Source organism: Halomonas profundus (assembly GCF_020865425.1).
GTDB lineage: Bacteria > Pseudomonadota > Gammaproteobacteria > Pseudomonadales > Halomonadaceae > Vreelandella > Vreelandella titanicae.
The window spans coordinates 2479198-2502686 of record NZ_CP086344.1; the positions used below are offsets into that span (position 1 = coordinate 2479198).

Consider the following 23489-nt stretch of genomic DNA (forward strand, 5'->3'; position numbering starts at 1 on the left):
GTAGTAGTTTGCTTTTCCAAGCTGCAGTTGTGGTCTAGTGCTCATCGGTATTCGTATTATATGAATACTATATGTGCGCCCATAGCTCAACCGGATAGAGCAACGGCCTTCTAAGCCGTAGGTTGCGGGTTCGATTCCTGCTGGGCGTGCCACCTAATTCAGTGGTAACAACCTGTCAGAATCATATCTTCAAGCGCATGCTATTTGTTCTACGTAAGATTGTCTTTGGTGGGTGTAGCTCAGGGGTAGAGCCCCGGATTGTGACTCCGGTGGTCGTGGGTTCAAATCCCATCATCCACCCCAGTGACAATATTTGCGTTTCCAGTTTTAGGTTGTGGTGGGTGTAGCTCAGTGGTAGAGCCCCGGATTGTGACTCCGGTGGTCGTGGGTTCAAGTCCCATCATCCACCCCATTACCCCAGCATATATCGCTTCTGCTATTTTTAATTTCCTTTTAGTTTACCCCTTCTTTTAGAGAGTATGCCCTTAACTGGGGTTTTTGTGTTTCTGGCTTTTAGACTCCTCCTTTATTGTAGCTAGCGCGGCATCACCTTAATGCGGTTACCCGCCATATGGGTGAGCGGCTCAGGCCTGCCCAGCAAATACCCCTGCGCGTAGTTGATTCCCATGTGGTGCAAAATATCCAGCGTTGCCTGGGTTTCCACAAATTCAGCAATGGTTTCAATTCCTAACGCCTTGCCGACGGCATGAATCGCCTCAACCATCGCCCGATCAATCGGATCCTGATGCACATTGCGGATAAAATTACCGTCAATTTTCAAATAATCGACGGGCAACTGCTTCAAATAACTAAAAGAGGAGAGGCCGGTACCAAAGTCATCCAGTGCAAAGCGACAGCCGTACTCTTTAAGGGTGACAATTATTTCACTCACGCTTGAGAGTTGGGCAATGGCGGTGCTTTCGGTAATTTCAAAGCAGAGCGTGCCGTGGGGCAGGCCTGCCATGGCGACCTGAGTAATAAGGTCGTGACAAAAATCCGCATCGGAAAGCGACGCACCTGAAAGATTGATCCCCCATAAGCTGTGAGGTGGCAGCGTCGCATGGCGGTTTTGATCCCCTAGCCAGGCTAGGGTGTTACGAATCACCCAGCGGTCAATGCGCTCCATAAAGTGATAACGCTCGGCAGCGGGTAGAAAGCTACCTGGCGCGATGATCTCTCCATGCTCTTCAAGTCGCAGCAGGATTTCCCGGTAGCCAGGGCCAGTGGCGCAAATGGCTGCAATGGGTTGGGCGAAAAGACGGAAGGTGTCGTTATCCAAGCCATTTTGCAAGCGTTGTACCCACTGCAGTTCGCCGTGTTTCTCCAGTAATGCATGATCGTCAGGCTGATAGCAGTGGATGCGATTGCGGCCTGCCTCTTTCGCGGCGTAGCACGCAGCGTCAGAGGCGTGGAGAGCCTGGCTCAACTGCATGGGCTGAGCGGCGTTGAGTTCAACCAAACCAATGCTTACGCCGATACCAAAGGTATGGCCCTGCCAAGAAAAACGATACTGCTCAATATCGCAGCGTAACGCTTCCGCAATCGTCAATGCTCGCTCTATACCGCAATCGGGTAGCAACAAAGCGAATTCATCGCCACCCAGGCGGGCGGCGATATCGCTGCTGCGCACATGGTCTTTAAATTTTAACGCCAATTGGCGCAGCAGCTCATCTCCAGCGAGATGGCCGCAGGTGTCATTGACGATTTTGAACTGATCGAGATCCAGGTAACACAGCACATGGTGGCCATCGTCGCGATTAAGTAGCGCAGTCAGTGCTGATTCGAAGGCGCGGCGGTTGAGCAGGTCGGTCAGGTTGTCATGGCTGACCTGATAGCTCAGCTGTTCGGTCAACTGGCGAGTGAGGCTAACATCCTGAAAAACGACCACTGCACCTAAGGTAATGCCGCTGCGCGAACGTATTGGTGAAGCGCTGTGTTGGATGGGGGTATGCGAGTGATCACGACTGACCAGTAGGCAGTGCTCGGTGGAGTGCACCGGAGTTAGTTGAGTGAGCACTTGCCGGGCCGGGTTGTTTAGCGGTTGGCCACTGGCTTCATCGAGTAGTTGATACACCACGTAAATGGGTTTATCCATGGCCTCTTCGAGTGTCCATCCGGTCAAGCGCTTAGCTTCCGCATTGATAAACGTTACGTTGCCACTAGCGTCGCAGGTAATAACGCCATCACCGATCGATGCCAGGGTAGTACGGGCAAGCAAGGTCGCGTTCGCGGTTTAACTGCTCCTGCAGCTGTTTGCGCTCGGTAATATCGCGCACCATCCCTGAGCGCTCTGACGCGGAACCGCTGGCTCCTTCGCTGACTTGTATTTCCAGGTGGCGCACCTGCATATCTGCGCAGCGGCGTTTAATTTCATGGCGTGCTCCGGGGCTGAGGGAGCGGGTTGGCAATAGCTGCGAGACAGGTTGGCCAATAATCTGTTTGGCGTCGACCTCGAAGAGTTGCTCCGCTCCAGGGTTAAGGCTGGTCAGGGTGCCGTCTGCCTGCCAGGTAATCACGCCATCGCGGAGATTGCGAAGCATCACGCGGGTATGTCCAACGGCGCTTTCAAGGGCAGCAGTTACGCGATTATAGCTCGCCGCTATTTCGCCCACTTCGGTAAACGGGTCGGCGTCAATTCGCTGGCGCATATCACCCTGCTGTTCATGCTGGCGCATATGCTCAAGCAGTTGGTTCAACTCATTTTTGGCGCCATGCTCGGCGAGATTGAGGCCCATCTTTTCTGCTTCAGGTGAGACGCGTATGGGCAGGAAGCGCCGGGTAATGCGGAACAGTAGCCAGGCGCTGCCAAAGCTCCAAACGCCGCACACCACAACACCGATCAACTGAACGCCAAACTGAGCGGATCGCGACAAGCCACTATCCATCAGTGTTAAGTCAGCGACCCAGGGCAGTGCTAGCGTACCCCATACGCCCGCGACGAGGTGCGAGGGTATGGCGCTGACTGCATCATCAATATGTTTGCTTATCAGCCATTCGCTGGTCAGTACCATCAGTACGCCACTAACCGCACCCAGCCCAAATGCCGCCGATAAGGAGATCACATGAGCGCTGGCGGTGACGGCGACCAAGCCCGCAATGGCGCCATTAATCGCATACATAACGTCGGCGTAGCGCCGAGTGCGTAGCCCCATCAGCATGCCCGAAAGGATGCCGCCGACGGCGCCCAAAACAGTATTGGCTATTATGCTGGGTATTTGCTCGGTAACGGCCAGGGTGCTACCGCCGTTAAAGCCAAACCAGCCTAAGATCATAAACAGTGCGCCTAACATGGCGAGGGGTAAGTTGCCTGAAGGGAAGGCAGTAGGTGGTTTACCGTGGCTGAAGCGTCCGCTGCGTGGCCCAATACACAGTACCGCTGCCAGGGCGACCCAACCGCCTACGCTATGTACGACCGTGGAGCCCGCAAAGTCGACAAACCCTAGCGCCCCTAACCAGCCTTCCGCGCCATCCAAAAGCCCGCTCCATGCCCAATGCCCAAAAACCGGATAGATAACCAAGGCTATCCAGAGGGCCGTCCAGGTATAGGCTAAAAAGGGCATACGTTCTGCCACTGCGCCCGACACAATGGTAGCGGCGGTGGCGCAGAACATTGCTTGGAAAATAAAAACGGTAATCACCCAGTGGCTGGAGGCTTCTAATTGCCAACCAAACAGCGTTGTGCCGATTAAGCCGTGGTGAGAGTCGCCAAACATGAGACCAAAACCGACTAACCAAAAAATACTGACGGCAATGGCAAAGTCCGCTACGTTTTTCATAGCGACGTTGATAGCATTCTTGGTGCGCGTAGTGCCCGCTTCCAGGCAGAGAAAGCCAGCTTGCATCACAAATACCAGAGCAGCGGCCCAGAGCACCCAGAGCATATCGAGCAACGAGCTGTCCAAATTTAGCGTGGTAGGCATGGTGTTTTCCTTAGTATCTTTTGGTGCAAGTGCGCTTCTTTTTGGTGCTTTGTTTGTTTTAAGCGGAAGGAGGGGGAACCGTTGCACCGGTGCTAACTGACTGCTATTCAGGTTTCCTAATAGAAACTAAGCAATTGTTATGCCGCTAATAGTGAAGTCATCCTTTTTAACGCTAATGGCAGCATTAATTACTGATTTTTAGAAATAAAATAGCGTTTTCTACTGTGTTAATGCGCATTGATTGGTGATATTTTTCAATTAGTTATAGATCTTCAATTGTGGTTCATAAACGCTGAAAAGGGAGTGCATCAAGATGGCGCGTCAAACGGTAGTTTTGGGAGCAGGCATGGTCGGTGTCAGCATTGCCTGGCATCTGCGCCAGCGTGGGCATGAGGTGACCCTGGTAGATCGCCTTCAGCCTGGCCGCGAAACCTCGTTTGGCAATGCGGGTATCATTCAGCGGGAAGCGGTAAGGCCTTACCCTTTTCCCCGCGACGTTAAAACGCTCCTCAGCGTTTTACCTAACCGTCGGGTAGATATTCGTTACCGCCCCGCGGGTATGGTCAACGCCGCCTCCCCGCTATTGCGCTACTGGATGAACTCAGCGCCGAAGACTTACCAGAAAATCGTGCCGGAATACGCCTCACTGATTCAGCTTTCGCTAAAAACCCACGGCCCGATGATTGAAGCCGCAGGCGCTGAGCACTTGGTGCGCAGGCAGGGATGGCTTGAGCTATATCGCACGCCTGAAAAACTTGCTGCGCGGATAACCGAGGCCGAAGAAGCACGGCGCCTTTATGGCGTGCAGTTTGAGCAACTGGATAAGGCGGCTCTTGCGCAGAAAGAGCCCTCTTTGAGTGACACCATTATCGGCGCAATTCACTGGCTTGATCCCTGGACGGTTGCTGATCCAGGTGGGTTGGTCGCGGCTTACGCCCAAGCGTTTAGTAATGATGGCGGGCGTATTTTGCAGTCGGATATCAAGTCGGTTCAGCAAATGGGTGATCGCTGGCAGGTCAATACCGCTGCTGAAGCGTTAGAAGTAGATGACGTCGTCGTGGCGCTAGGGCCCTGGGCGGGAAGCTGGCTAAAAGAATTGGGCTACCACTTTCCTACCTTTGTAAAACGTGGCTACCACATGCATTACGCGCCTCAAGCGCCAGCCAAGCTAAATTTCTGGGTTATGGATGCCGAGGTGGGCTACCTGCTGGCGCCGATGAACGCAGGGGTTCGCTTGACTACCGGCGCTGAGCTTGATCGCTTGGATGCGCCTGCTGATGTCAATCAACTGGGCGCCGCCGAGAAAGTGGCACGCAGCGTGTTCCCCTTGGGCGAGCGACGCGATGACGCCCCTTGGAAAGGCGCGCGCCCCTGTTTGCCCGATATGAAGCCAGTGATTGGGCCTGCGCCAAGGCATCCAGGGTTGTGGCTTGCCTTTGGCCATGGCCATCAGGGGTTCACTCTGGGGCCCGCCACCGGTCATCTAATGGCGGATATGATGGAGGGGCAGCCCACGGCCATCGATATGGCACCATTTCGTGCTGATAGGTTCTAACTAGCGCTTTATTTATTAATGATCAGGCGAGTTAGGCCGATAGTAATAGACGCTAGCACCAGTAATAGAGACGGTATCTTTGCGCGTGATCTAATGCTTTGCTAGTTTATAAGTACATTTGCACACCATGAGGTGGATATATGGATGTAGGCATCAGCAGTTCAGTCAGTGCATCGCTGTATATGAATCAGGCGCAAACCGCCGAACAGGCTCAAATGCAGGTTTTCAAAGAAGCTTTGGATACGCAAGCTGATCAAGTAACTGAAATAATGGCCTCTGCCGATACTGGCGCGCAGCCAGATCTAGCTAAAGAGGGCACCCTAGGTACGCAGGTAAATACCTTCGCCTAGCCCCCGGCTTTGGTGGTGGTTAACATCGGCCTTGTGCCACTTTGTAAGATTAAAACGCTGACTTGTTCAGCGTTTTTTTTGGCCTTTTTCAAGAGCGTCACATTTGACGCCACCCGCGACAACAGCCGCCTCCAAGCGTTACAATTGTCGCAATGGACATGGCTCAACGCGCGGTGGCCAGTTAGCGAAAGCTGCTGAGTGAGTGCTGCGAATGAGACCCTATATTTGAAGAGGCACAATGAAAGAGACTCAATTAGCCCGTGAAGCCGAGCTTCGCAGGACATTCGCTATTATTTCGCACCCCGACGCCGGTAAAACCACCATTACCGAAAAAATGCTGCTATTTGGGAATGCCATCCAGTTAGCCGGCTCGGTGAAGAGCAAGCGTAACGATCGCCATGCAACGTCAGACTGGATGAAGATGGAGCAGGAGCGGGGGATCTCGGTAACGACCTCGGTGATGCAGTTCCCCTACGGCGGCCGCATCGTCAATCTGCTGGATACACCGGGTCACGAAGACTTCTCTGAAGATACCTACCGTACGCTCACGGCGGTTGATTCTGCCTTGATGGTGATCGACGGCGCCAAAGGTGTTGAGGATCGCACCATTAAATTGATGGAAGTGTGTCGTCTGCGCACCACGCCGATTCTCACTTTCATCAACAAAATGGATCGCGATATCCGTGATCCCATTGAGGTGATGGATGAAGTTGAAACGGTACTCAATATCCAGTGTGCGCCGATGACCTGGCCGATTGGCATGGGTCGCCACTTTAAGGGCGTTTATCACCTTTATAACGACGTGATTCATCTTTATACCCAGGGGCAGGGTAGCCGCATTCCCGAGGATAAGCGCATTGAGGGTTTGGATAATCCCGAAGTGGATGCTGTGCTTGGGGAAGATCAGGCCGAAGAGCTGCGTATGGAAGTAGAACTTGTGCGTGGCGCCTCCCATGAATTTGATCTGGAGGCTTATCGCCGGGGTGAGCTTTCGCCGGTCTATTTCGGTACCGCCATGGGTAACTTTGGGGTGCGCGAGATGATGGATGGCTTTGTCGAGTACGCACCGCCGCCCAAGGCCCACGAAACCGATACTCGGGTAGTTACATCTGATGATGAGCGTTTCACCGGCTTCGTGTTTAAAATCCAGGCCAATATGGATCCCAACCACCGCGACCGCATCGCTTTTTTGCGCGTCTGCTCGGGTAAGTACGAAAAGAACATGAAGATGCGCCATGTGCGTATCGGCAAGGACGTTAAAATTGCCGACGCCTTGACCTTTATGGCCTCCGACCGCTCCCAGGTAGAAGAGGCTTGGCCCGGCGATATTATTGGCCTGCATAATCACGGCACGATTCAGATCGGCGATACCTTTACCGTGGGCGAAGATATGCGCTTTACCGGCATACCCCACTTTGCCCCCGAGCTATTTAAGCGCGTACGGCTTAAAGATCCACTTAAGATGAAGGCGCTACAAAAAGGCTTGCAGCAGCTTTCCGAAGAGGGGGCTACCCAGGTCTTTATGCCGATGGACAACAACGATCTGATTCTCGGCGCCGTAGGTACCCTGCAGTTCGATGTGGTCGCCCACCGTCTCAAGGAGGAGTACAAGGTCGACTGCCTCTATGAAGGTGTCAATGTCCAGACAGCTCGCTGGGTCTACTGTGAAGATGCCAAAAAGCTGGAAGAGTTCAAGCGCAAGGCCAGCGCCAACCTGGCGATCGATGGCGGTGGTTATCTCACCTACATTGCGCCTACCCGGGTGAACCTGCAGATGACTCAGGAGCGTTGGCCGGATATTCGCTTCCAGCCTACCCGCGAGCACTAATCCCTATATGTCAGGCGTTCCCATGCTGATAGATGCTCATTGCCATCTCGATTTTACCCAGTTCGATGATGATCGGGCTGAGGTGTTCGAGTCCGCTAAGGCAGTGGGTGTCGTGCACTTTGTGGTACCGGGGACGACCCGTTCGCGCTGGCAGCAGGTGCTGGCGCTCGGCGAGCGGCCGGATACGTCGGTATGCTTGGGCTTGCACCCTTACTTTGTCGATGAGCATCAAGCGTCGGATATCAACGCGCTTGATCATTTGCTCGCTGAGCACCCTGAGATAGTAGCAGTGGGCGAGTGCGGTATTGATGGTCGCTTTACCGACACGCTTGAAGCGCAGTGGCACTACTTTGATGTCCAGCTGAAGCTAGCGAAACAGCATTCTCTGCCGGTAGTGGTGCACTGTGTCCACGCCAACGATAAGGTCGCCAAGCGCCTACGCCAGCTTGCGCTTCCAGAGGCAGGGCTGATTCACGCCTTCTCAGGCTCCATTGAGCAAGCAACCAAGTTTCTCGATCTGGGCTTCAAGCTGGGGTTGGGCGGCGCAGTCACCTATGAACGCGCCAGGCGGTTACGGCGAACCGTTGAGGGACTGCCTGACGATGCCTTTGTGCTGGAAACCGACAGCCCCGATATGCCGCTTAGCGGCTACCAGGGCATGCGTAATGAGCCATGTCGAGTGGCTGAGGTATGCAGCGTTGTTGCCGCACTGCGCGGGCAAACAGAGGAGCAGGTCGCAGCTCAGAGCAGTAATACCGCCGCGACGCTGTTTGGCTTGCCTTCAACCTAGAATAAGCCTAGCCGTTAAGGCTAACTGCCAGCTGTTCAGGGTCAACGCGTTCAATCGTATAGGGTAACGTGAGAAGTGTCGCTGGCACCCCATCTAAATAAAGTTGCATAGTTTCTTCGGCGACTTTGGTGCTCATGACTGCCAGTAATTCGACGCCGCCTTGATGATTAAACGCACTGACCACCACTTCACCTACCGCTTTATCGTCACTATTAACCACGCTAGCACCTGCTGCGGGCAGTGAGTCGGCTTCTAAGCTAATACGCATCAAGCGCTTTTTCACCTGACCCCGGAAGTGTGCTCGGGCGACGACTTCCTGGCCGGTGTAACAGCCTTTTTTAAAGCTAATGCCGCCCAGCGCTTCCCAGTTCAGCATTTGGGGCAGGAAGTGATCCTGTTGGGTATCGGTTAGCCACGCCAAACCGCTACGAATATCCTCAAGCTGCCAAGCGTTACGGCCCGCTTGGTCATCCTGAGCCGACGCTAAATCGACCTTGCTGTCGTTTGCGAAACACAATAGCCAGCGCGGTGTCTCACCAGGGTAGCGGATTGCGCAGGCCTGATCGTTGCTAGTATGGGTGCCTACTTGATCAGCTAGCGTCAGGCCCAGCTGATTCGCAAGCGATTGGGCCTCATCGCTGGCACCAATGAATACTAGGTCGCGTTGGCTGGTTAGTTCAGCACGGTAAAAAGCGGCGAATTTTTTAAGATGACTCTCTAGGCTATCCAATAGGGTATTACTGAGCAGTAGCCGATAATGCTCTTCGCCCAAGCGCATTAGCTGGGCGTTGGCCAGCATGCGGCCCTTAGGCGTGCAGAAACAGGTGAGCGGCGCAAAGTGCCCGTCGGCCAAGCTGACTTGGGCGCTGGTCTGGCCCTGTAGGAACTTTTCTGCATCCGCCCCCTTCACATCCAGCGCGGCTAAGTGGTTAAGGCGGACGCTGCCAAGGGCGGGGGTGCTAGCGGTAACGGTCGCCATAAAAACTCCTGCAAAAGTGGGAAAGCGTTCGATAGTGATGCATTCAGTACGTAAAAGTAAAAGTGCCTTGAATGCTATTAGGTGTGGGCAGTCGTCACTGATTGCAAGGCACCATTAGCGTGCTAGACTCTTTCTCTTGTATCAGTTTTGCACAGGGCAACAGGTAGGGAAACGCTATGGCACAGCAGTCGTTGACATTCCAGGGTGTTAAATCGGTCGATCAGGTGAACAAAATCACCACTGCACTCATGATGCTTGATGGCGTTGATAGTGCCGAAGTGGGGCGCCATGGTGCCGATGTGGACGGCCGGGCAAAACGCGAGACGCTGATTAATGCCATTGAAAAACTCAAGCTAGGCGTAAAGGTATCCTAATGCACCCTCCCATTACCGTGATCAGTGAACGCAACCATGTCTTTAGGCAGCGAGTTGAAGTCAATGGTTTGGAAGATCTATATGCCGATGTGCCACCGATAGTAGGTGGCGAGGGCAGTGCCCCTGATCCCCACGACTATTTCGATATTGCTCTGGGTACCTGCAAGGCGGTTACCGTGCAGATGTACGCCAAGCGTAAAGAGTGGCCGCTTGAGGGCATTACCGTCACCGTGCAGCGGGACGATAGTCAGGAAAAAAAGGGCATCTACAAGCTAGACGTGGCATTAACACTGCACGGTATTGAAGACCCCGAACAGCGCGCCCGGCTGGAAGATATTAGCCACCGCTGCCCGATTCAACGCCTGATGACCCAGTCTACGGTCGAGATCGCCACCCGGTTAGTTTAAATTATATCTTTTATAGGAGCACCGATGAGCAAAGCCTTTCGATTGCAGTCAAAATTTCAGCCCGCTGGCGACCAGCCTGCTGCTATTAAAGGGCTGATTAGTGGCCTGGAATCTGGGCTTGCTCACCAAACGCTGCTTGGCGTGACCGGGTCGGGCAAAACCTTCACCATGGCCAATGTGGTGGAACAGCAGCAGCGCCCGACCATCGTGATGGCGCCGAACAAGACCCTGGCTGCCCAGTTGTATGGCGAATTCAAGGCGTTTTTCCCGGATAACGCCGTAGAGTATTTCGTCTCCTACTACGACTACTACCAGCCGGAAGCCTATGTGCCTTCCTCGGATACCTTTATCGAGAAAGATGCCTCGATAAACGACCATATCGAGCAGATGCGGCTTTCGGCCACCAAGGCACTGCTAGAAAGGCGCGATGCGCTGATTGTGGTATCAGTGTCAGCGATTTACGGCTTGGGTGACCCCGACCAATACTTAAAGATGCGTCTGCACTTCACTCGCGGCGAGTTGATTGACCAGCGCGCTTTCCTGCGGCGCTTGGCCGAGCTTCAGTACACTCGTAATGATATGGATTTCCGCCGCGGTACTTACCGGGTGCGCGGCGATGTGATCGATATCTTTCCTGCCGACTCTGACGAGGAGGCGGTGCGGGTAGAGCTGTTTGACAGCGAAATCGACACTATCCGACTGTTTGATCCGCTCACTGGCGCTGTCCGCGGGGAGGTGCCAAGGATGACTATCTATCCAAAATCGCACTACGTCACCCCCCGGGAAACGATTCTGGGCGCCATTGATGCCATTAAAGAGGAGCTCAAAGAGCGACTGGAGTGGATGCGTAAGCATGAACGGCTGGTAGAAGCACAGCGTCTTGAGCAGCGCACACTTTACGATATTGAGATGATGCTGGAGCTGGGTTACTGCAACGGTATCGAAAACTACTCCCGCTACCTCTCTGGGCGTGCCCCCGGCGAGCCACCGCCTACTTTCTTTGATTACCTGCCCGATGACGCACTGCTATTTATCGACGAGTCCCACGTCAGCGTGCCCCAGGTAGGTGGTATGTACAAAGGCGACCGTTCGCGTAAAGAGACCCTGGTCGAGTATGGTTTCCGGTTGCCTTCGGCGTTGGATAACCGGCCCATGAAGTTTGAAGAGTGGGAGGCCATTTCACCACAAACCATCTTTGTTTCCGCCACTCCAGGCCGCTATGAGGGCGAACACGCTAGCCAGACCGTTGAGCAGGTGGTGCGTCCCACCGGGCTGCTGGATCCTGAAATTGAAGTGCGTCCGGCCAGTACCCAAGTAGACGATCTGCTATCGGAAATTGGACTGCGCACTGCAGTAGGTGAGCGGGTGCTGGTGACCACGCTAACCAAGCGTATGGCGGAAGACCTGACCGAGTATTTTGACGAGCACGGCATTCGAGTGCGCTATTTACATTCGGATATCGACACCGTCGAGCGGGTTGAGATTATTCGTGACTTACGCCTGGGCAAGTTTGATGTGTTAGTGGGCATCAACCTGCTACGTGAAGGCCTGGATATTCCCGAAGTATCGTTGGTGGCAATTCTCGACGCCGATAAAGAGGGCTTTCTGCGTGCCGAGCGCTCGCTGATACAGACCATTGGCCGTGCTGCCCGTAACGCCCACGGCAAGGCGATTCTTTACGGTGATCGGATTACTGACTCGATGCGCAAGGCGATTGATGAAACCGAGCGTCGTCGCGCCAAGCAGACCGAACACAACCTAGAACACGGTATTACGCCAACAACGGTTACCCGCTCAGTGGCCGATATCCTTGAAGCCGCCCAGGCGCCGGGCAAGAAGAACAGCCGTCGGCGTGGTAATGAGCGCAAGGTGGCGGAAAGCGCCGCCGAGTATGATGTCACCACGATGAGCAAGCATGATCTGTTGGGCGCCATCAGCAAGCTCGAAGACGCCATGTTTGAGGCAGCACAAAATCTGGAGTTCGAAGAGGCGGCTCGGCTTCGCGACCAGCTCCATCAAATGAAAGACAAACAGCTGGCGCTGGGCTAGCGGTATGCCAGAAGGCCCAGAAATTCGCCGCGCGGCGGATCGTATCGAGCAGCAGATAGGTGGACGGGTGATCGACGATGCCTGGTTCGCCTTTCCAGAACTTGCCGAGCAGGCAGCCTCATTTATTGGTGTTCGGGTTGCCCGAGTAGATACCTGGGGTAAAGCAATGCTGGTCCGGTTTGCCGATCAGCGCGTGCTTTATTCCCACAACCAACTTTATGGTGTTTGGAAGCTGCATAGCGAGGATAAGCCGCCTAATACCAAGCGAGCGCTGCGGGTTCAATTGAGCGCAGAAGGGCACTGCGCCAGCCTCTATAGCGCCTCCGATATTTCCCTCTGGCACGCAGAACATCTCACCGAACACCCTTTCTTAGCCCGCTTGGGCCCTGATCTACTGAGTCAAGACGTGGCTCCCTCCGATGTGCAGCAGCGGCTGAATTTAAAGCAGTTTCATAAACGCAGCCTGGGGGCACTGCTGCTCGATCAGGGGTTGGTCGCCGGGCTGGGCAACTATTTGCGCTCTGAAATACTGTTTTTCTCCCAGCTTCCGCCAAGCGCTCGACCGGTGGATTTAACCCCAGAACAGCAGCAAACTCTGGCTGACTGCATCATTGATGTTACCCGGCAAGCCTACCAAGCCGCAGGTGTTACTAATTGTGAGGCCTGGATTGCTCAGGCTAAAGCAGCGGGTGAGCCGCGCAGGCAGTGGCGTTTTGCGGTTTTCGAGCGAGCAGGGCTAGAGTGCCACCGCTGTGGAACGGTGATCGAGCGCAAAAGGGTCGGGGCGCGCAGGCTTTATTTATGCCCATATTGTCAGTCGGCGTGAGTAGGGTTATACCGTTATCTTGCTTAAGAGATACCATCGACTAAAGCCCTAACCATAGTAGTCAGATAGGTGCCAGGGATTGCTGCTGCGTAAGTGCCAATACGGTATACTGGTAGCACGCTAAGACGGCACCTCCGCGGGCGCGGAGGGGAAGCCGCTGACTAGACGATAACCTAGGAGCTATTAGTCCATGACCGTGATTCGCCAGGACGACGTTATTCAAAGCGTTGCCGATGCTCTGCAGTACATCTCTTACTACCATCCTAAAGATTTCATCGACGCCATGGCCGCCGCCTATGAGCGCGAAGAGAACCCTGCCGCCAAAGACGCCATCGCACAGATTTTGATTAACTCACGCATGTGCGCCACCGGGCACCGTCCAATCTGTCAGGACACTGGCATCGTCACCGTATTCGTTCACGTGGGCATGAACGTTACCTGGGAAGCGGACATGAGCCTGGACGACATGATTAACGAAGGTGTTCGTCGCGCTTATTTGCTCCCCGATAATATCCTGCGCGCCTCGGTGCTGGCGGATCCCGACGGCAAGCGTGCCAATACCAAAGACAACACCCCGGCGATTATTCACCACTCGATTGTGCCCGGCGATACGGTCGATATTCACGTAGCGGCGAAGGGCGGTGGTAGCGAAGCAAAATCCAAGTTCGCCATGCTGAATCCCTCCGACAGTGTGGTTGATTGGGTGATGGAGCAGCTTCCGAAGATGGGCGCTGGCTGGTGTCCACCCGGGATGCTGGGGATTGGCATCGGCGGCACCGCCGAAAAGGCCATGCTGATTGCCAAAGAAGCGCTACTCGATCCTATCAATATTCAGGATCTACAGGCCCGTGGCCCCAGCAACCGTGCCGAAGAGCTGCGTTTAGAACTGTTTGACAAGGTCAACAAGAGCGGTATCGGTGCCCAGGGGTTAGGCGGCTTAACCACCGTGCTGGATATTAAAGTCAAAGACTATCCAACCCATGCGGCCAACAAGCCCGTCGCGATTATTCCCAACTGCGCGGCGACCCGTCATGCCCATTTCACGCTTGACGGCTCTGGCCCCGCGGTACTTGAGCCGCCGAAGCTTGAGGATTGGCCGGAAATCACTCGCGAGGCGGGTGAAAACGTCAAACGTGTCAATCTTGATACGGTGACGCCTGAGGAGGTTAAAACCTGGCAGCCTGGTGATACGCTGCTGTTGAACGGTAAGCTGCTCACGGGGCGCGATGCTGCTCATAAGCGCATGGTCGATATGCTGGCCAAAGGCGAGCCGCTGCCCGTGGATATGAAAGGTCGCTTTATCTACTACGTGGGCCCGGTTGATCCCATTGGTGACGAAGTCGTTGGCCCCGCTGGCCCAACTACCGCCACGCGGATGGATAAATTTACCCGCACTATGCTGGAAGAGACTGGCCTGTTAGGCATGGTCGGCAAAGCAGAGCGTGGCCAAGCCGCTATTGATGCTATCCGTGACAATGAAGCGGTGTACTTAATGGCGGTCGGTGGGTCGGCTTATCTGGTCGCTCAAGCGATTAAAAAATCGCGGGTAGTGGGCTTCGAAGACCTAGGTATGGAAGCAATCTATGAGTTTGAGGTTGAAGATATGCCGGTGACCGTCGCCGTTGATAGCCTGGGCACATCGGTACATCAAACCGGGCCTGCGAAGTGGAAAGAGATTATTGCCCAATCGGCGTAATGGAGTGGTAAGGTTGATTAGGCTTTAGACGCATAAGGGCCTCGCTGACGGCGAGGCCTTGTTCTATGTGAGGGCTTTTATAAGGACGTGACTATGACCTCCTGGTTGCTAGGGACCAGCATCTTACTGATACACCTGCTTGGCATCGTTTCAGCCATTATGGCGCTGATGTCTAGTCGCACCTCTCAGGGGGCCGTGGCATGGATCATCTCGCTGCTGACGTTCCCTTATGTCGCGCTTCCAGCGTACTGGTTTTTCGGGCGTCCAAGGTTTTATGGCTATGTGTCTGCCCGCGGCCAGCGGGACACCGTGCTACGCCGGGTTCTAGTGCACTACCGGGCTAACGTTCAACCCTACGTTGCGCCCTCTACCAACGCCGATATTCAGGCGGTCGAGCAGCTTGCCATGATGCCGTTAACCCATGGCAATCAAGCGACACTGCTCATTGACGGGCCAGCAACGTTTGAAAGCCTGTTCGATGGTATTGACCGGGCGGAAAAATATGTTTTGGTGCAGTTCTTCATTGTTCGCGACGACGCTCTCGGGCAACGTTTGAAGCACCATTTACAGTGTGCTGCCCGGCGCGGCGTGCGGGTCTATTTTCTTTATGATGAAGTGGGTAGCCGCAAGTTAGCCGATAGCTACCTCAATGATTTAATCAGCGATGGGGTGGCCGTGAGTGCCTTTCGCTCATCGCGAGGCTTTAAGCACCGTTTTCAGCTTAACTTTCGCAACCATCGCAAAATAACGGTAATAGACGGCAAGGAGGGCTGGATAGGGGGCTTTAATATTGGGGTCGAATATCTCGGCGAGAACCCACGGCACGGGCCTTGGCGTGATACCCATCTCAAGCTTGCAGGGCCCAGCGTACTGGGCTTGCAGGAGGCATTTTGGGAGGATTGGCACTGGGCGACGGATGAAGTGATTAGCCTGAACTGGATGGCCGATACGTGTTCCTCAGTGACCGACCACCATGTGGTGATCGTGCCTTCTGGGCCCGCTGACCGTCAGGACACCGCCAGCCTTCTCGTCCAGCAGGTCATTCATAGCGCCAAGCAGCGGCTGTGGGTGACTAGCCCCTATTTCGTCCCTGACCAGGGAGTTCAGGATGCGCTGCGGCTGGCAGCGATGCGCGGCGTCGACGTTCGGGTGATGATTCCAGAGCGCCCCGACCACTTGTTGGTTTTCCTCTCTGCGTTCTCATTTCTACCCGATATGTTAAGGGCGGGTGTTAAAATATACCGTTATCTTCCTGGTTTTTTACATCAAAAAGTCATGCTGGTAGACGACGAAGCAGCCACGGTAGGGACAGTCAATTTGGATAATCGCTCGTTTCGGTTAAATTTTGAGATTACCGCGTTTATTCCTAGCCGCGATTTTGCTACCAGCGTCGAGGCGATGCTGGAAAAAGACTTTGCTCACTGTCGTCGTGTCACTATCGATGAAATTAACCAGCGCCCGGTATGGATGAAAGTCGTTTCGCGGGCGGCCTATTTAATGGCCCCGGTTCAATAGATACGTCAGCCTAAAAGGAAAATCGAGATGCTCAAACGCAGGGTGAGACAAGGAGTCATGGGGTGAATCTTGAAACAAAATGGCTGGAGGATTTTGTCGCGCTAGCCAATACACGCAGCTTCTCTGCGTCAGCACGCCAGCGACACGTGACCCAGCCAGCCTTTAGTCGCCGTATTCGCGCGTTGGAGCAGGCCGTTGATGTCACCTTGGTAGATCGTTCAACTACCCCCGTGGGGTTAACGCCCGAAGGGCAGCTGTTTTTGGTCACTGCGCGCAATCTGGTCGAACAGTTAAACGAATCGCTTAGCCATTTGCGCGGTCTCTCTATCGCCAATGAGGCGCTGGATATTGTCGCGGCGCACTCCCTGGCATTGAGTTTTTATCCGCCTTGGATCTCCCGCCTGCAGCAGGGTTTGGGCGAGTTGCCGACCCGCTTGGTGGCCATGAATGTGGGCGAGGCAATACATGTGTTGCGAGAGGGCAACTGCGATCTGATGCTCGCCTACTACGACCCTTTTGCGACGATGCAACTGGACGCTGAAGTATTCCCCTCTTTCTCAATTGGTAAGGTCAATATGCTGCCCGTTTCGTTACCCGACGAGCATGGGAAAGCAAAATTTTCACTCCAGCACGACACCTCCATTCCCTATCTTTCGTACACCCAGGGGGCCTTTTTAGGGCGCAGTGTGCGCATGCTGCTGAAAAATGACCCGCTGCGTATGAAGCTGCGTACGGTATATGAAACGGCCATGGCTGAAGGCCTGAAGGGAATGGTATTACAGGGCGTTGGCGTAGCATGGATCCCCGACTTTTGTATTCGTGAAGAGCTGAAAAGTGGCCGTTTGGTGAGGGCAGGAGACCCTAGCTGGGATATCCCCCTGGAAATCCGCTTATATCGCTGCTCCATGGTGCATAAGCCCGGCGTAGAGCGTTTATGGCGGCAGATGATGAAGCTGCCGCGGGATTTCCTACAAGCCTAGGGCCTGTTGACGTTTAGCTACTGCCAAAATCTGCGGGTAGCCCTAAAAAGTTCTGAATGATGAAGAAGTGATCTTCAAACAGGCTGTCAGGCTCGAGATCTGCAAGTGCTACCCAGCGCGCATGATCACCGCCTTTAACGGGCTTTAGGCGTGGCAGCTGCTGATCGGGGCGTAGCGCAAAATAGAAAGCTTCCGCCAAGGTGCGCCCGCGCCAGCTGCGGTGGGGTTCATCAAACAGGCGTTGCCCACGCAGCGAGCCTTTGAGTACAGGCTCAGGAACCTTTAAGCGAATGCGTTCGCGAAGTTCACGCAAGCAAGCATCCAGCAGCCGTTCGTGGGGGTTAATAAACCCTCCCGGCAGGGCATAAAGGCCTTTGCCCGGTGCCGCCGTGCGTCGTACCAGCAGCACATGGCCCGACTGCACGACCACTGCGTTGACCGTGACAAAAATAGGCGGGTAGGGCGCGTGAGCCCAGGCCTGACGGTACTGATCCAACAACTGCTGCTCTTCGATCAGGCGCTGATAGGCGCCCTCATTGCAAAAGTGTTTGACGCTCTCCACCACCCCTGGCGGTAAATCGTGGTAAGCGCCGGTACTCAGGTAGTCATTCGTTGAGCTCGGCGAGCGAAACAGTCGCTCACGTATTTGACTGGCTGAAATCCCCTCCACCGACGGCACGCTGACAGACTCCCACTGAGGAAACAGTGAAAGGTAGTAGCTTGACTGGCCGCGGCTGGCTCCGATCAAGCCAATACGTGGTAGGCGAGCATTGGCAGGTGCAGCTAAATCGCGCACTTTGCGCTGCACATCGCGCACCCAAACATCGTCGTTATAGAGGGCGTCGAGTAGCGGGGTGATCTCCAAGCGTTGATTATCGGCGTCGTCAAATCCCGCGCGAAGCATGGCTTGTCGTTCGTCGAATCGCCAGGGGTTACGCAGTGAGCGAGCCTGCCAAGAAGAGCCTACCAACACAATGACCTGCCGTGCGCGTTTGAGCGCTTCACGAATGACCGCGAGATGCCCCAGATGTGGCGGCTGAAAACGGCCAATAAACACCAAACAGTCGAAATCGCAGGCAGTCGCAGAGCGCGAAGTATCAGTGGCCATCCAAGCTTCCTTTTTCGTTTGGTGAACTCAGAGATGCAACCTACCAGAAAACTGCGCTAAACGCTGTGGTTAGGTATGCTAGAAAAATAGGATGTTGATAACGCTTATAAAAAGCCCCGTTACCCAGAGCACAGGGAGTGAATATGATTAAACGCGCCGCTATCTTTTGGTGGAAAGTAGTCCAAGACGCCACGTCACTATGGTTGGAGCGTAATGCCTTTAGCTACGCAGGTTCGCTAGCGTTCTATACACTTTTCTCATTGGCGCCTACCATTATTATCGCTGTCACAGTTATCGGTGTCGTGATGGGAGAAGAGGCGGCTCAGGGACAAATTGTAGCGCAACTGCAAGGTACCTTAGGGGTTGACGCAGCTGTCGCTATTCAAGACGCCGTCGCTCAATCCAGGATTGAGGAGTCGGGTATCCTGCCAACGCTATTGGGCGTAGGAGCCCTGGTGATTGGTGCAACAACCGTTTTCGCCCAGATGCAATTTTCGCTCAATACCATTTGGGGCGTAACGGCAAAGCCCACTTCTAATAGCGCTTTACGCTTTCTTAAAAGTCGATTGCTATCGTTAACAGTGGTGCTCTCCATCGGATTCATACTGATGGTATCGCTGGTATTAGGTGTCGTTTTGCGCGGTATGCTCCAGGCCGCCGATAATTTGGTGCCTTATGCCAGCTTGCTGACAACGTCAGTTGAGTCGCTGGTCTCGCTGGCTGTCGTTACCTTACTATTTGCCACCATTTTTAAAGTACTTCCCGACGTTGTGTTGCGCTGGCAAGATGTGTTGATTGGTGCTGTCGTCACTGCCGTACTGTTTACTATTGGGCGCAGTGTAATCGCGATTTACCTGGCGTATACGGCTACAGCATCTACCTATGGTGCCGCCGGGTCGGTGGTCATGATTTTGCTCTGGGTCTACTACAGTTCACTAATATTGCTGTTTGGGGCGGCGTTCACCCGCTCACTGCTGTTACGCCGTGGCCGCCCGCTGATTCCGCGCAACAGCGCAGTGATTGTCAAACGCGAGTTTGTTTAACACTCCGTTAAGAAGCGCCAAGGTAAGGAGATAAGTATGAGTGATTGCTGTGTACGTGCCCTTGTGACCGGTAAGGTGCAGGGTGTCTGGTATCGCCGTGCCACCCAAGAGAAAGCTCTTCAGCACAGTATCACCGGCTATGCCAAAAACTTGCCCGATGGCCGGGTTGAAGTGTTGATGTGTGGTCACTCCGACGCAGTCAAGCTGCTAAGCGAATGGCTATGGCAGGGCTCAGAAGGTGCACAAGTTACCCATGTAGAGCTCGAGGTGCTGGATAACTGCCGCGCCCCGAGCCACTTTGCCACCCAGTAAAGCCTATTGGGAGCCTCTAATGAGACGGCAGGTCTCTATTGGGCACCTTTCCATTCAAGGATATTGTTAGCTGTCAGGCTAACAATATTCTGGCGCGCTTCTGGTGTAATCCAGGCGTTGTGAGGCGTGACAATTAAGTTTAGCGGCTCGCTGAGTGCATCCAGTAGTGGGTGCCCATCTCTGGGTGGTTCAGCGGGCAGTACATCAACGCCTAATCCACCCAGCTTGCCGCTACGCAGCGCCTCTAACGCTGCCACTTCATCGATAACCCCGCCGCGGGCGCAGTTGACCAGTAGCAGTGAGTTCTTGGCGCGCGTTAAGCGCTCCCGATTGATCAAGTGCTTGGTGGCCTCGCTCAACGGGCAGTGCAGGCTGATAACATCGGCATCGGGAAGCAGGTCGTCCAGGGCAGGGCGCTTATCATTAGCTTCGTTGCCGGGGCGGGCGGCGAAGGTGACTTGCATGCCAAAGGCTTCCGCCAAGCGTGCTACTTCGGTACCTAACTCGCCTTGTCCGACCATCACTAGCTGTTTACCTGCCAGTTGGAGCGTTGGGTAATCCTGCAAACAGAAGAAGGCGCTACGCTGCCACTCGCCTGCGGCGACATCGCGCTGATATTGGGGAAGACGATTGGCTAACGCGAGCATGAGCATCAAAGTGTGTTGGGAAACGCTGGCAGTGCCGTAAGCCGCGACGTTTTTAACTTCAATGTTGTGTTCTTTTGCGCTTTCAAGATCGATATTATTGAGACCTGTCGCCAATACGCATATTAGCCGCAGTTTTGGCAGTTGCTGCAGCGTTTCGGCGTCCAGCACTACCTTGTTCACGATCGCTACATCGGCGTTAGCAAGGCGTTCCCGCGCTTGTTGCGTGGTACTCTGCTCAAACACCTCAAGGTTTGAAACCGTCTCTTTAATGGCGGCCAAATTGATCTCGGGGCCGAGACTTTGCGCATCCAGTATCACCGCATGGGGCATTTTCTTCTCTCCATTAACCGCAGGGGGCTGTATAACCTTGCTCGTCAGGGGGCACAAAAGGGTATAATGGCGGCGCTTTATCAACCGCAGCCTTGGAATTTACCCCGACTGGCCACATATTGCAGCCTGGCAGCGTTTGTGTTCGCCATTGTTCTTTCTTTTCAGAACGAGTCTTTTAGATAGAACTGGATTTGTCAGAGCTGGGTCTTTAGAACTGAGCCTTTAGAGCTGGGTCTTTAGAATCAGGCCTGTCAGAACTAAGCTTGTCAGGGTTGAGCTTATTAGGAGTCATTAAGATGCCCATCTATGAATATGAGTGCAAGGCCTGCGGCCATCGCATGGAAAAATTGCAGAAGATTAGCGCCGATCCTCTCAAGGATTGCCCTGCATGCCAAAGTGATGGCTTGGAACGGCTTGTCTCGGCAGCGGGATTCCGTTTGGCCGGCGGCGGTTGGTACGAAACTGATTTCAAAACGGGTAGCAAAAAGAACCTGGCCGCTGATGGCAAAACTGCCTCTGCAGATGCCGGTAAATCAAGCGATTCCAGCGCTACCGCTAAGAGCGACACTCCCAAAGACAAGGGCGCCGCGGCATAGCCGCGGCAGTCAGGGTCGGGACGCCCGCGACACACTCATTGCCACGTAACAGAACAGGATTTGACATGCGCAGCCATTATTGCGGCCAGCTAAACGAAACTTTGGTGGATCAAACGGTTACGGTATGCGGATGGGTTCATCGCCGCCGTGACCACGGTGGGGTAATTTTCCTCGATATGCGCGATCGCGACGGCATCGCACAGTTCGTGGTCGACCCTGATACCGCCGAGGCATTCGCTAATGCCGACCGTGCCCGCAGTGAATTTGTCCTGCGTATCACTGGTCGCGTTCGGCTGCGCCCAGAAGGCACCCAAAACGCCAACATGCCGACGGGTATGATTGAAGTGTTGGCAAAAGACGTTGAAGTGCTCAATACCGCCGTTACCCCGCCATTCCAGCTGGATGAGCATGGCAAGGTCGGCGAAGAAGTGCGCTTAAAGCATCGCTATATCGATCTGCGTCGCCCGGATATGATCGAGAAGCTGCGTCTGCGCTCGCGTATTTCTCATAACGTGCGCGCGTACCTCGAAAACCAAGGCTTCCTGGATATCGAAACGCCGGTACTCACCCGCGCTACGCCAGAGGGTGCTCGTGATTACCTGGTGCCTAGCCGTACCCACGCGGGTAGTTTCTTTGCACTGCCTCAGTCGCCGCAACTGTTTAAGCAGCTGTTGATGGTGGCGGGCTTTGACCGCTACTACCAAATTGCCAAGTGCTTCCGCGATGAAGACCTGCGCGCCGACCGTCAGCCTGAGTTCACCCAGATTGATATCGAGGCGTCGTTTGTGGAAGAGAACGACATCATGGGCATTACCGAAGCCATGATTCGTCAGCTTTTCCAGGACGTGCTAAAAGCCGAACTCCCTGAGTTCCCGCGCATGACCTGGCAGGAAGCGATGGATCGCTTCGGTTCCGATAAGCCGGATCTGCGTATCCCGCTGGAACTGACCGATGTCGACGACCTGATGCAGCAAGTCGATTTCAAAGTCTTCTCTGGCCCCGCCAGCGCGGATGATGGCCGCGTAGCGGCGCTGAAAGTACCCGGCGGCGCCAAGCTATCGCGCAAAGAGATCGACGAATATACCAAGTTTGTCGGCATCTACGGCGCCAAAGGCTTGGCGTGGATCAAGGTCAACGAGCGCGCCAAAGGGCTTGAAGGTCTGCAGTCTCCGATCGTCAAGTTTATGGAAAACATCGTTGAAGAGCTGCTCGACCGCGTGGGCGCAGAAGATGGTGACATCATCTTCTTCGGTGCCGATAAAGCCCGTATCGTTAACGAAGCCATTGGCGCGCTGCGCGTCAAGCTCGGTGCTGATCTGGAACTCTATACTCAAGAGTGGGCGCCACTGTGGGTAGTCGACTTCCCAATGTTTGAAGCCGACGACAGTGGTCGCCTGAGCCCGCTGCACCACCCCTTTACCGCGCCTTCCTGCACACCGGAAGAGCTCAAGGCAGACCCCGCCAATGCGCTTTCACGCGCTTACGATATGGTGCTCAACGGTACCGAATTGGGCGGCGGCTCTATTCGTATCCACGATCAGACCATGCAGAGCACGGTGTTTGAGATTCTAGGCATCGGTGAAGAAGAAGCCCAAGAGAAATTTGGCTTCCTGCTGGATGCACTTCAGTATGGTGCACCGCCTCATGGTGGCTTAGCCTTTGGCTTGGATCGCTTGGTCATGCTGATGGTCGGTGCCAAAACTATTCGTGAAGTCATCGCCTTCCCGAAAACCCAAAGCGCTGCCTGTTTGATGACCAATGCACCGGGCGAAGTCAGCCCCGAGCAGTTGAAAGATTTGAACATCCGCCTACGTCAGAAAGTCAAAGCGGAACCCGCCGCCGAATAAATCGGTTTGGATGGCTGCTCAACACCGACGCCACGGCGTCGGTGTTTTTGTAGTGCGCCAGGCATGGCGCGCAGCGCCTTGACCGGCGCTGTTCCTGGGGGTGGTGCTTCAGGATGACTTGGGGGTGAAAGTCCCCTGCACGCCCGGCAAGGGGAAGTGCTAGCCGACGGCAAGGGTGTCCCTCGCGAGGGGGAATCTGAAGGCAGCCCGAGGCAAAACGCTGGCCTGACGAACAGGAAGCGGATACGAGGCGTCATGGCGGGGTAAGGTGGCTACACTCACCAAAGCCCGATACTTGCACGGAACGCCATGATGTAAATCCGACAGGCATAAGCGG

20 protein-coding genes and 3 tRNA genes are annotated in these 23489 nt (G+C 54.5%); 18 read left to right on the forward strand and 5 right to left on the reverse strand.

Translation table 11 applies throughout. The annotated features are described in order from the left end of the window. Positions 1-75 precede the first annotated feature (75 nt). The 3 genes from LMS44_RS11130 to LMS44_RS11140 all read left to right on the forward strand — a co-directional run bounded on the left by LMS44_RS11130 (position 76) and on the right by LMS44_RS11140 (position 412). Positions 76-152 (forward strand) — tRNA-Arg (locus tag LMS44_RS11130). Positions 153-228: 76 nt separating this feature from the next. After that, a tRNA-His gene (locus LMS44_RS11135) sits at positions 229-303 on the forward strand. A gap of 34 nt (positions 304-337) precedes the next feature. Next, positions 338-412, forward strand: a tRNA-His gene (locus tag LMS44_RS11140). 123 nt (positions 413-535) lie between these two features. On the opposite strand, the gene LMS44_RS11145 is transcribed toward LMS44_RS11140, so the two are convergent. Continuing rightward, positions 536-2218 (reverse strand): diguanylate cyclase family protein, encoded by a 1683-nt coding sequence (locus tag LMS44_RS11145; RefSeq protein ID WP_498947274.1) that lies wholly within the window; start codon positions 2216-2218, stop codon positions 536-538. After that, positions 2184-3920, reverse strand: a complete 1737-nt coding sequence (locus LMS44_RS11150) for an ammonium transporter (protein ID WP_476489342.1) — start codon at positions 3918-3920, stop codon at positions 2184-2186. Before LMS44_RS11150 ends, LMS44_RS11145 begins: the two co-directional genes overlap by 35 nt. A gap of 313 nt (positions 3921-4233) precedes the next feature. On the opposite strand from LMS44_RS11150, the gene LMS44_RS11155 reads away from it, so the two are divergent. The 4 genes from LMS44_RS11155 (at position 4234) to LMS44_RS11170 (ending at position 8443) form a co-directional block, all read left to right on the forward strand. Beyond that, the gene (locus LMS44_RS11155; protein ID WP_009286678.1) at positions 4234-5475 is read left to right on the forward strand and encodes an NAD(P)/FAD-dependent oxidoreductase; all 1242 of its coding nucleotides are present in this window, start codon (positions 4234-4236) and stop codon (positions 5473-5475) included. A gap of 140 nt (positions 5476-5615) precedes the next feature. After that, positions 5616-5825 (forward strand): putative motility protein, encoded by a 210-nt coding sequence (locus tag LMS44_RS11160; protein WP_022523503.1) that lies wholly within the window; start codon positions 5616-5618, stop codon positions 5823-5825. 238 nt (positions 5826-6063) lie between these two features. Then, a complete protein-coding gene (locus LMS44_RS11165; RefSeq protein WP_009286679.1) occupies positions 6064-7653 on the forward strand; it encodes a peptide chain release factor 3 in 1590 nt (529 codons plus the stop codon). A 22-nt stretch (positions 7654-7675) separates the two neighbouring features. Beyond that, positions 7676-8443, forward strand: coding sequence for a TatD family hydrolase (locus LMS44_RS11170; RefSeq protein ID WP_027959408.1), 768 nt, complete (start codon positions 7676-7678; stop codon positions 8441-8443). A 7-nt stretch (positions 8444-8450) separates the two neighbouring features. Here LMS44_RS11170 and ygfZ read toward each other — a convergent pair whose 3' ends face one another. Then, entirely contained in the window at positions 8451-9422 is a 972-nt protein-coding gene (gene ygfZ, locus LMS44_RS11175) for a CAF17-like 4Fe-4S cluster assembly/insertion protein YgfZ (protein WP_009286681.1), read from the reverse strand. A gap of 176 nt (positions 9423-9598) precedes the next feature. On the opposite strand from ygfZ, the gene LMS44_RS11180 reads away from it, so the two are divergent. The 7 genes from LMS44_RS11180 (at position 9599) to LMS44_RS11210 (ending at position 17269) form a co-directional block, all read left to right on the forward strand. Next, positions 9599-9796, forward strand: coding sequence for a hypothetical protein (locus LMS44_RS11180; protein WP_007114205.1), 198 nt, complete (start codon positions 9599-9601; stop codon positions 9794-9796). After that, positions 9796-10203: an OsmC family protein gene (locus LMS44_RS11185; protein WP_022523500.1), complete on the forward strand. Its 408-nt coding sequence runs from the start codon at positions 9796-9798 to the stop codon at positions 10201-10203. Before LMS44_RS11180 ends, LMS44_RS11185 begins: the two co-directional genes overlap by 1 nt. 24 nt (positions 10204-10227) lie before the next feature. Beyond that, positions 10228-12252: an excinuclease ABC subunit UvrB gene (uvrB, locus tag LMS44_RS11190; RefSeq protein WP_009286682.1), complete on the forward strand. Its 2025-nt coding sequence runs from the start codon at positions 10228-10230 to the stop codon at positions 12250-12252. Between the two features lie 4 nt (positions 12253-12256). Beyond that, positions 12257-13078 carry an endonuclease VIII gene (gene nei / locus LMS44_RS11195; RefSeq protein WP_476489343.1) on the forward strand — a complete coding sequence of 274 codons (822 nt, stop codon included), beginning with the start codon at positions 12257-12259 and terminating at the stop codon, positions 13076-13078. 190 nt (positions 13079-13268) lie between these two features. Beyond that, on the forward strand, positions 13269-14774 hold the full coding sequence (locus LMS44_RS11200) for a fumarate hydratase (protein WP_022523498.1): 1506 nt from the start codon (positions 13269-13271) through the stop codon (positions 14772-14774). A gap of 93 nt (positions 14775-14867) precedes the next feature. Next, complete coding sequence (gene cls / locus LMS44_RS11205; protein WP_022523497.1) at positions 14868-16289, forward strand: cardiolipin synthase; 1422 nt, start codon at positions 14868-14870, stop codon at positions 16287-16289. A gap of 62 nt (positions 16290-16351) precedes the next feature. Beyond that, positions 16352-17269, forward strand: coding sequence for a LysR substrate-binding domain-containing protein (locus LMS44_RS11210; protein WP_009286686.1), 918 nt, complete (start codon positions 16352-16354; stop codon positions 17267-17269). Positions 17270-17282: 13 nt separating this feature from the next. Here the strand turns inward: LMS44_RS11210 and LMS44_RS11215 are convergent, their stop codons facing one another. Further along, positions 17283-18377 (reverse strand): bifunctional nicotinamide-nucleotide adenylyltransferase/Nudix hydroxylase, encoded by a 1095-nt coding sequence (locus LMS44_RS11215; protein ID WP_022523496.1) that lies wholly within the window; start codon positions 18375-18377, stop codon positions 17283-17285. A gap of 143 nt (positions 18378-18520) precedes the next feature. Here LMS44_RS11215 and LMS44_RS11220 point away from each other — a divergent pair, with 143 nt between their 5' ends. Both LMS44_RS11220 and LMS44_RS11225 read left to right on the forward strand, forming a co-directional pair. Then, on the forward strand, positions 18521-19420 hold the full coding sequence (locus tag LMS44_RS11220; RefSeq protein ID WP_027959413.1) for a YihY/virulence factor BrkB family protein: 900 nt from the start codon (positions 18521-18523) through the stop codon (positions 19418-19420). A 36-nt stretch (positions 19421-19456) separates the two neighbouring features. Continuing rightward, a complete protein-coding gene (locus tag LMS44_RS11225) occupies positions 19457-19732 on the forward strand; it encodes an acylphosphatase (RefSeq protein ID WP_027959414.1) in 276 nt (91 codons plus the stop codon). Between the two features lie 35 nt (positions 19733-19767). Here the strand turns inward: LMS44_RS11225 and LMS44_RS11230 are convergent, their stop codons facing one another. Next, positions 19768-20709, reverse strand: coding sequence for a D-2-hydroxyacid dehydrogenase (locus LMS44_RS11230; RefSeq protein ID WP_159176782.1), 942 nt, complete (start codon positions 20707-20709; stop codon positions 19768-19770). Positions 20710-21005: 296 nt separating this feature from the next. On the opposite strand from LMS44_RS11230, the gene LMS44_RS11235 reads away from it, so the two are divergent. After that, positions 21006-21305 (forward strand): FmdB family zinc ribbon protein, encoded by a 300-nt coding sequence (locus tag LMS44_RS11235; protein WP_133732523.1) that lies wholly within the window; start codon positions 21006-21008, stop codon positions 21303-21305. A gap of 65 nt (positions 21306-21370) precedes the next feature. Further along, positions 21371-23152 (forward strand): aspartate--tRNA ligase, encoded by a 1782-nt coding sequence (gene aspS, locus LMS44_RS11240; RefSeq protein WP_022523491.1) that lies wholly within the window; start codon positions 21371-21373, stop codon positions 23150-23152. Positions 23153-23489 lie beyond the last annotated feature (337 nt).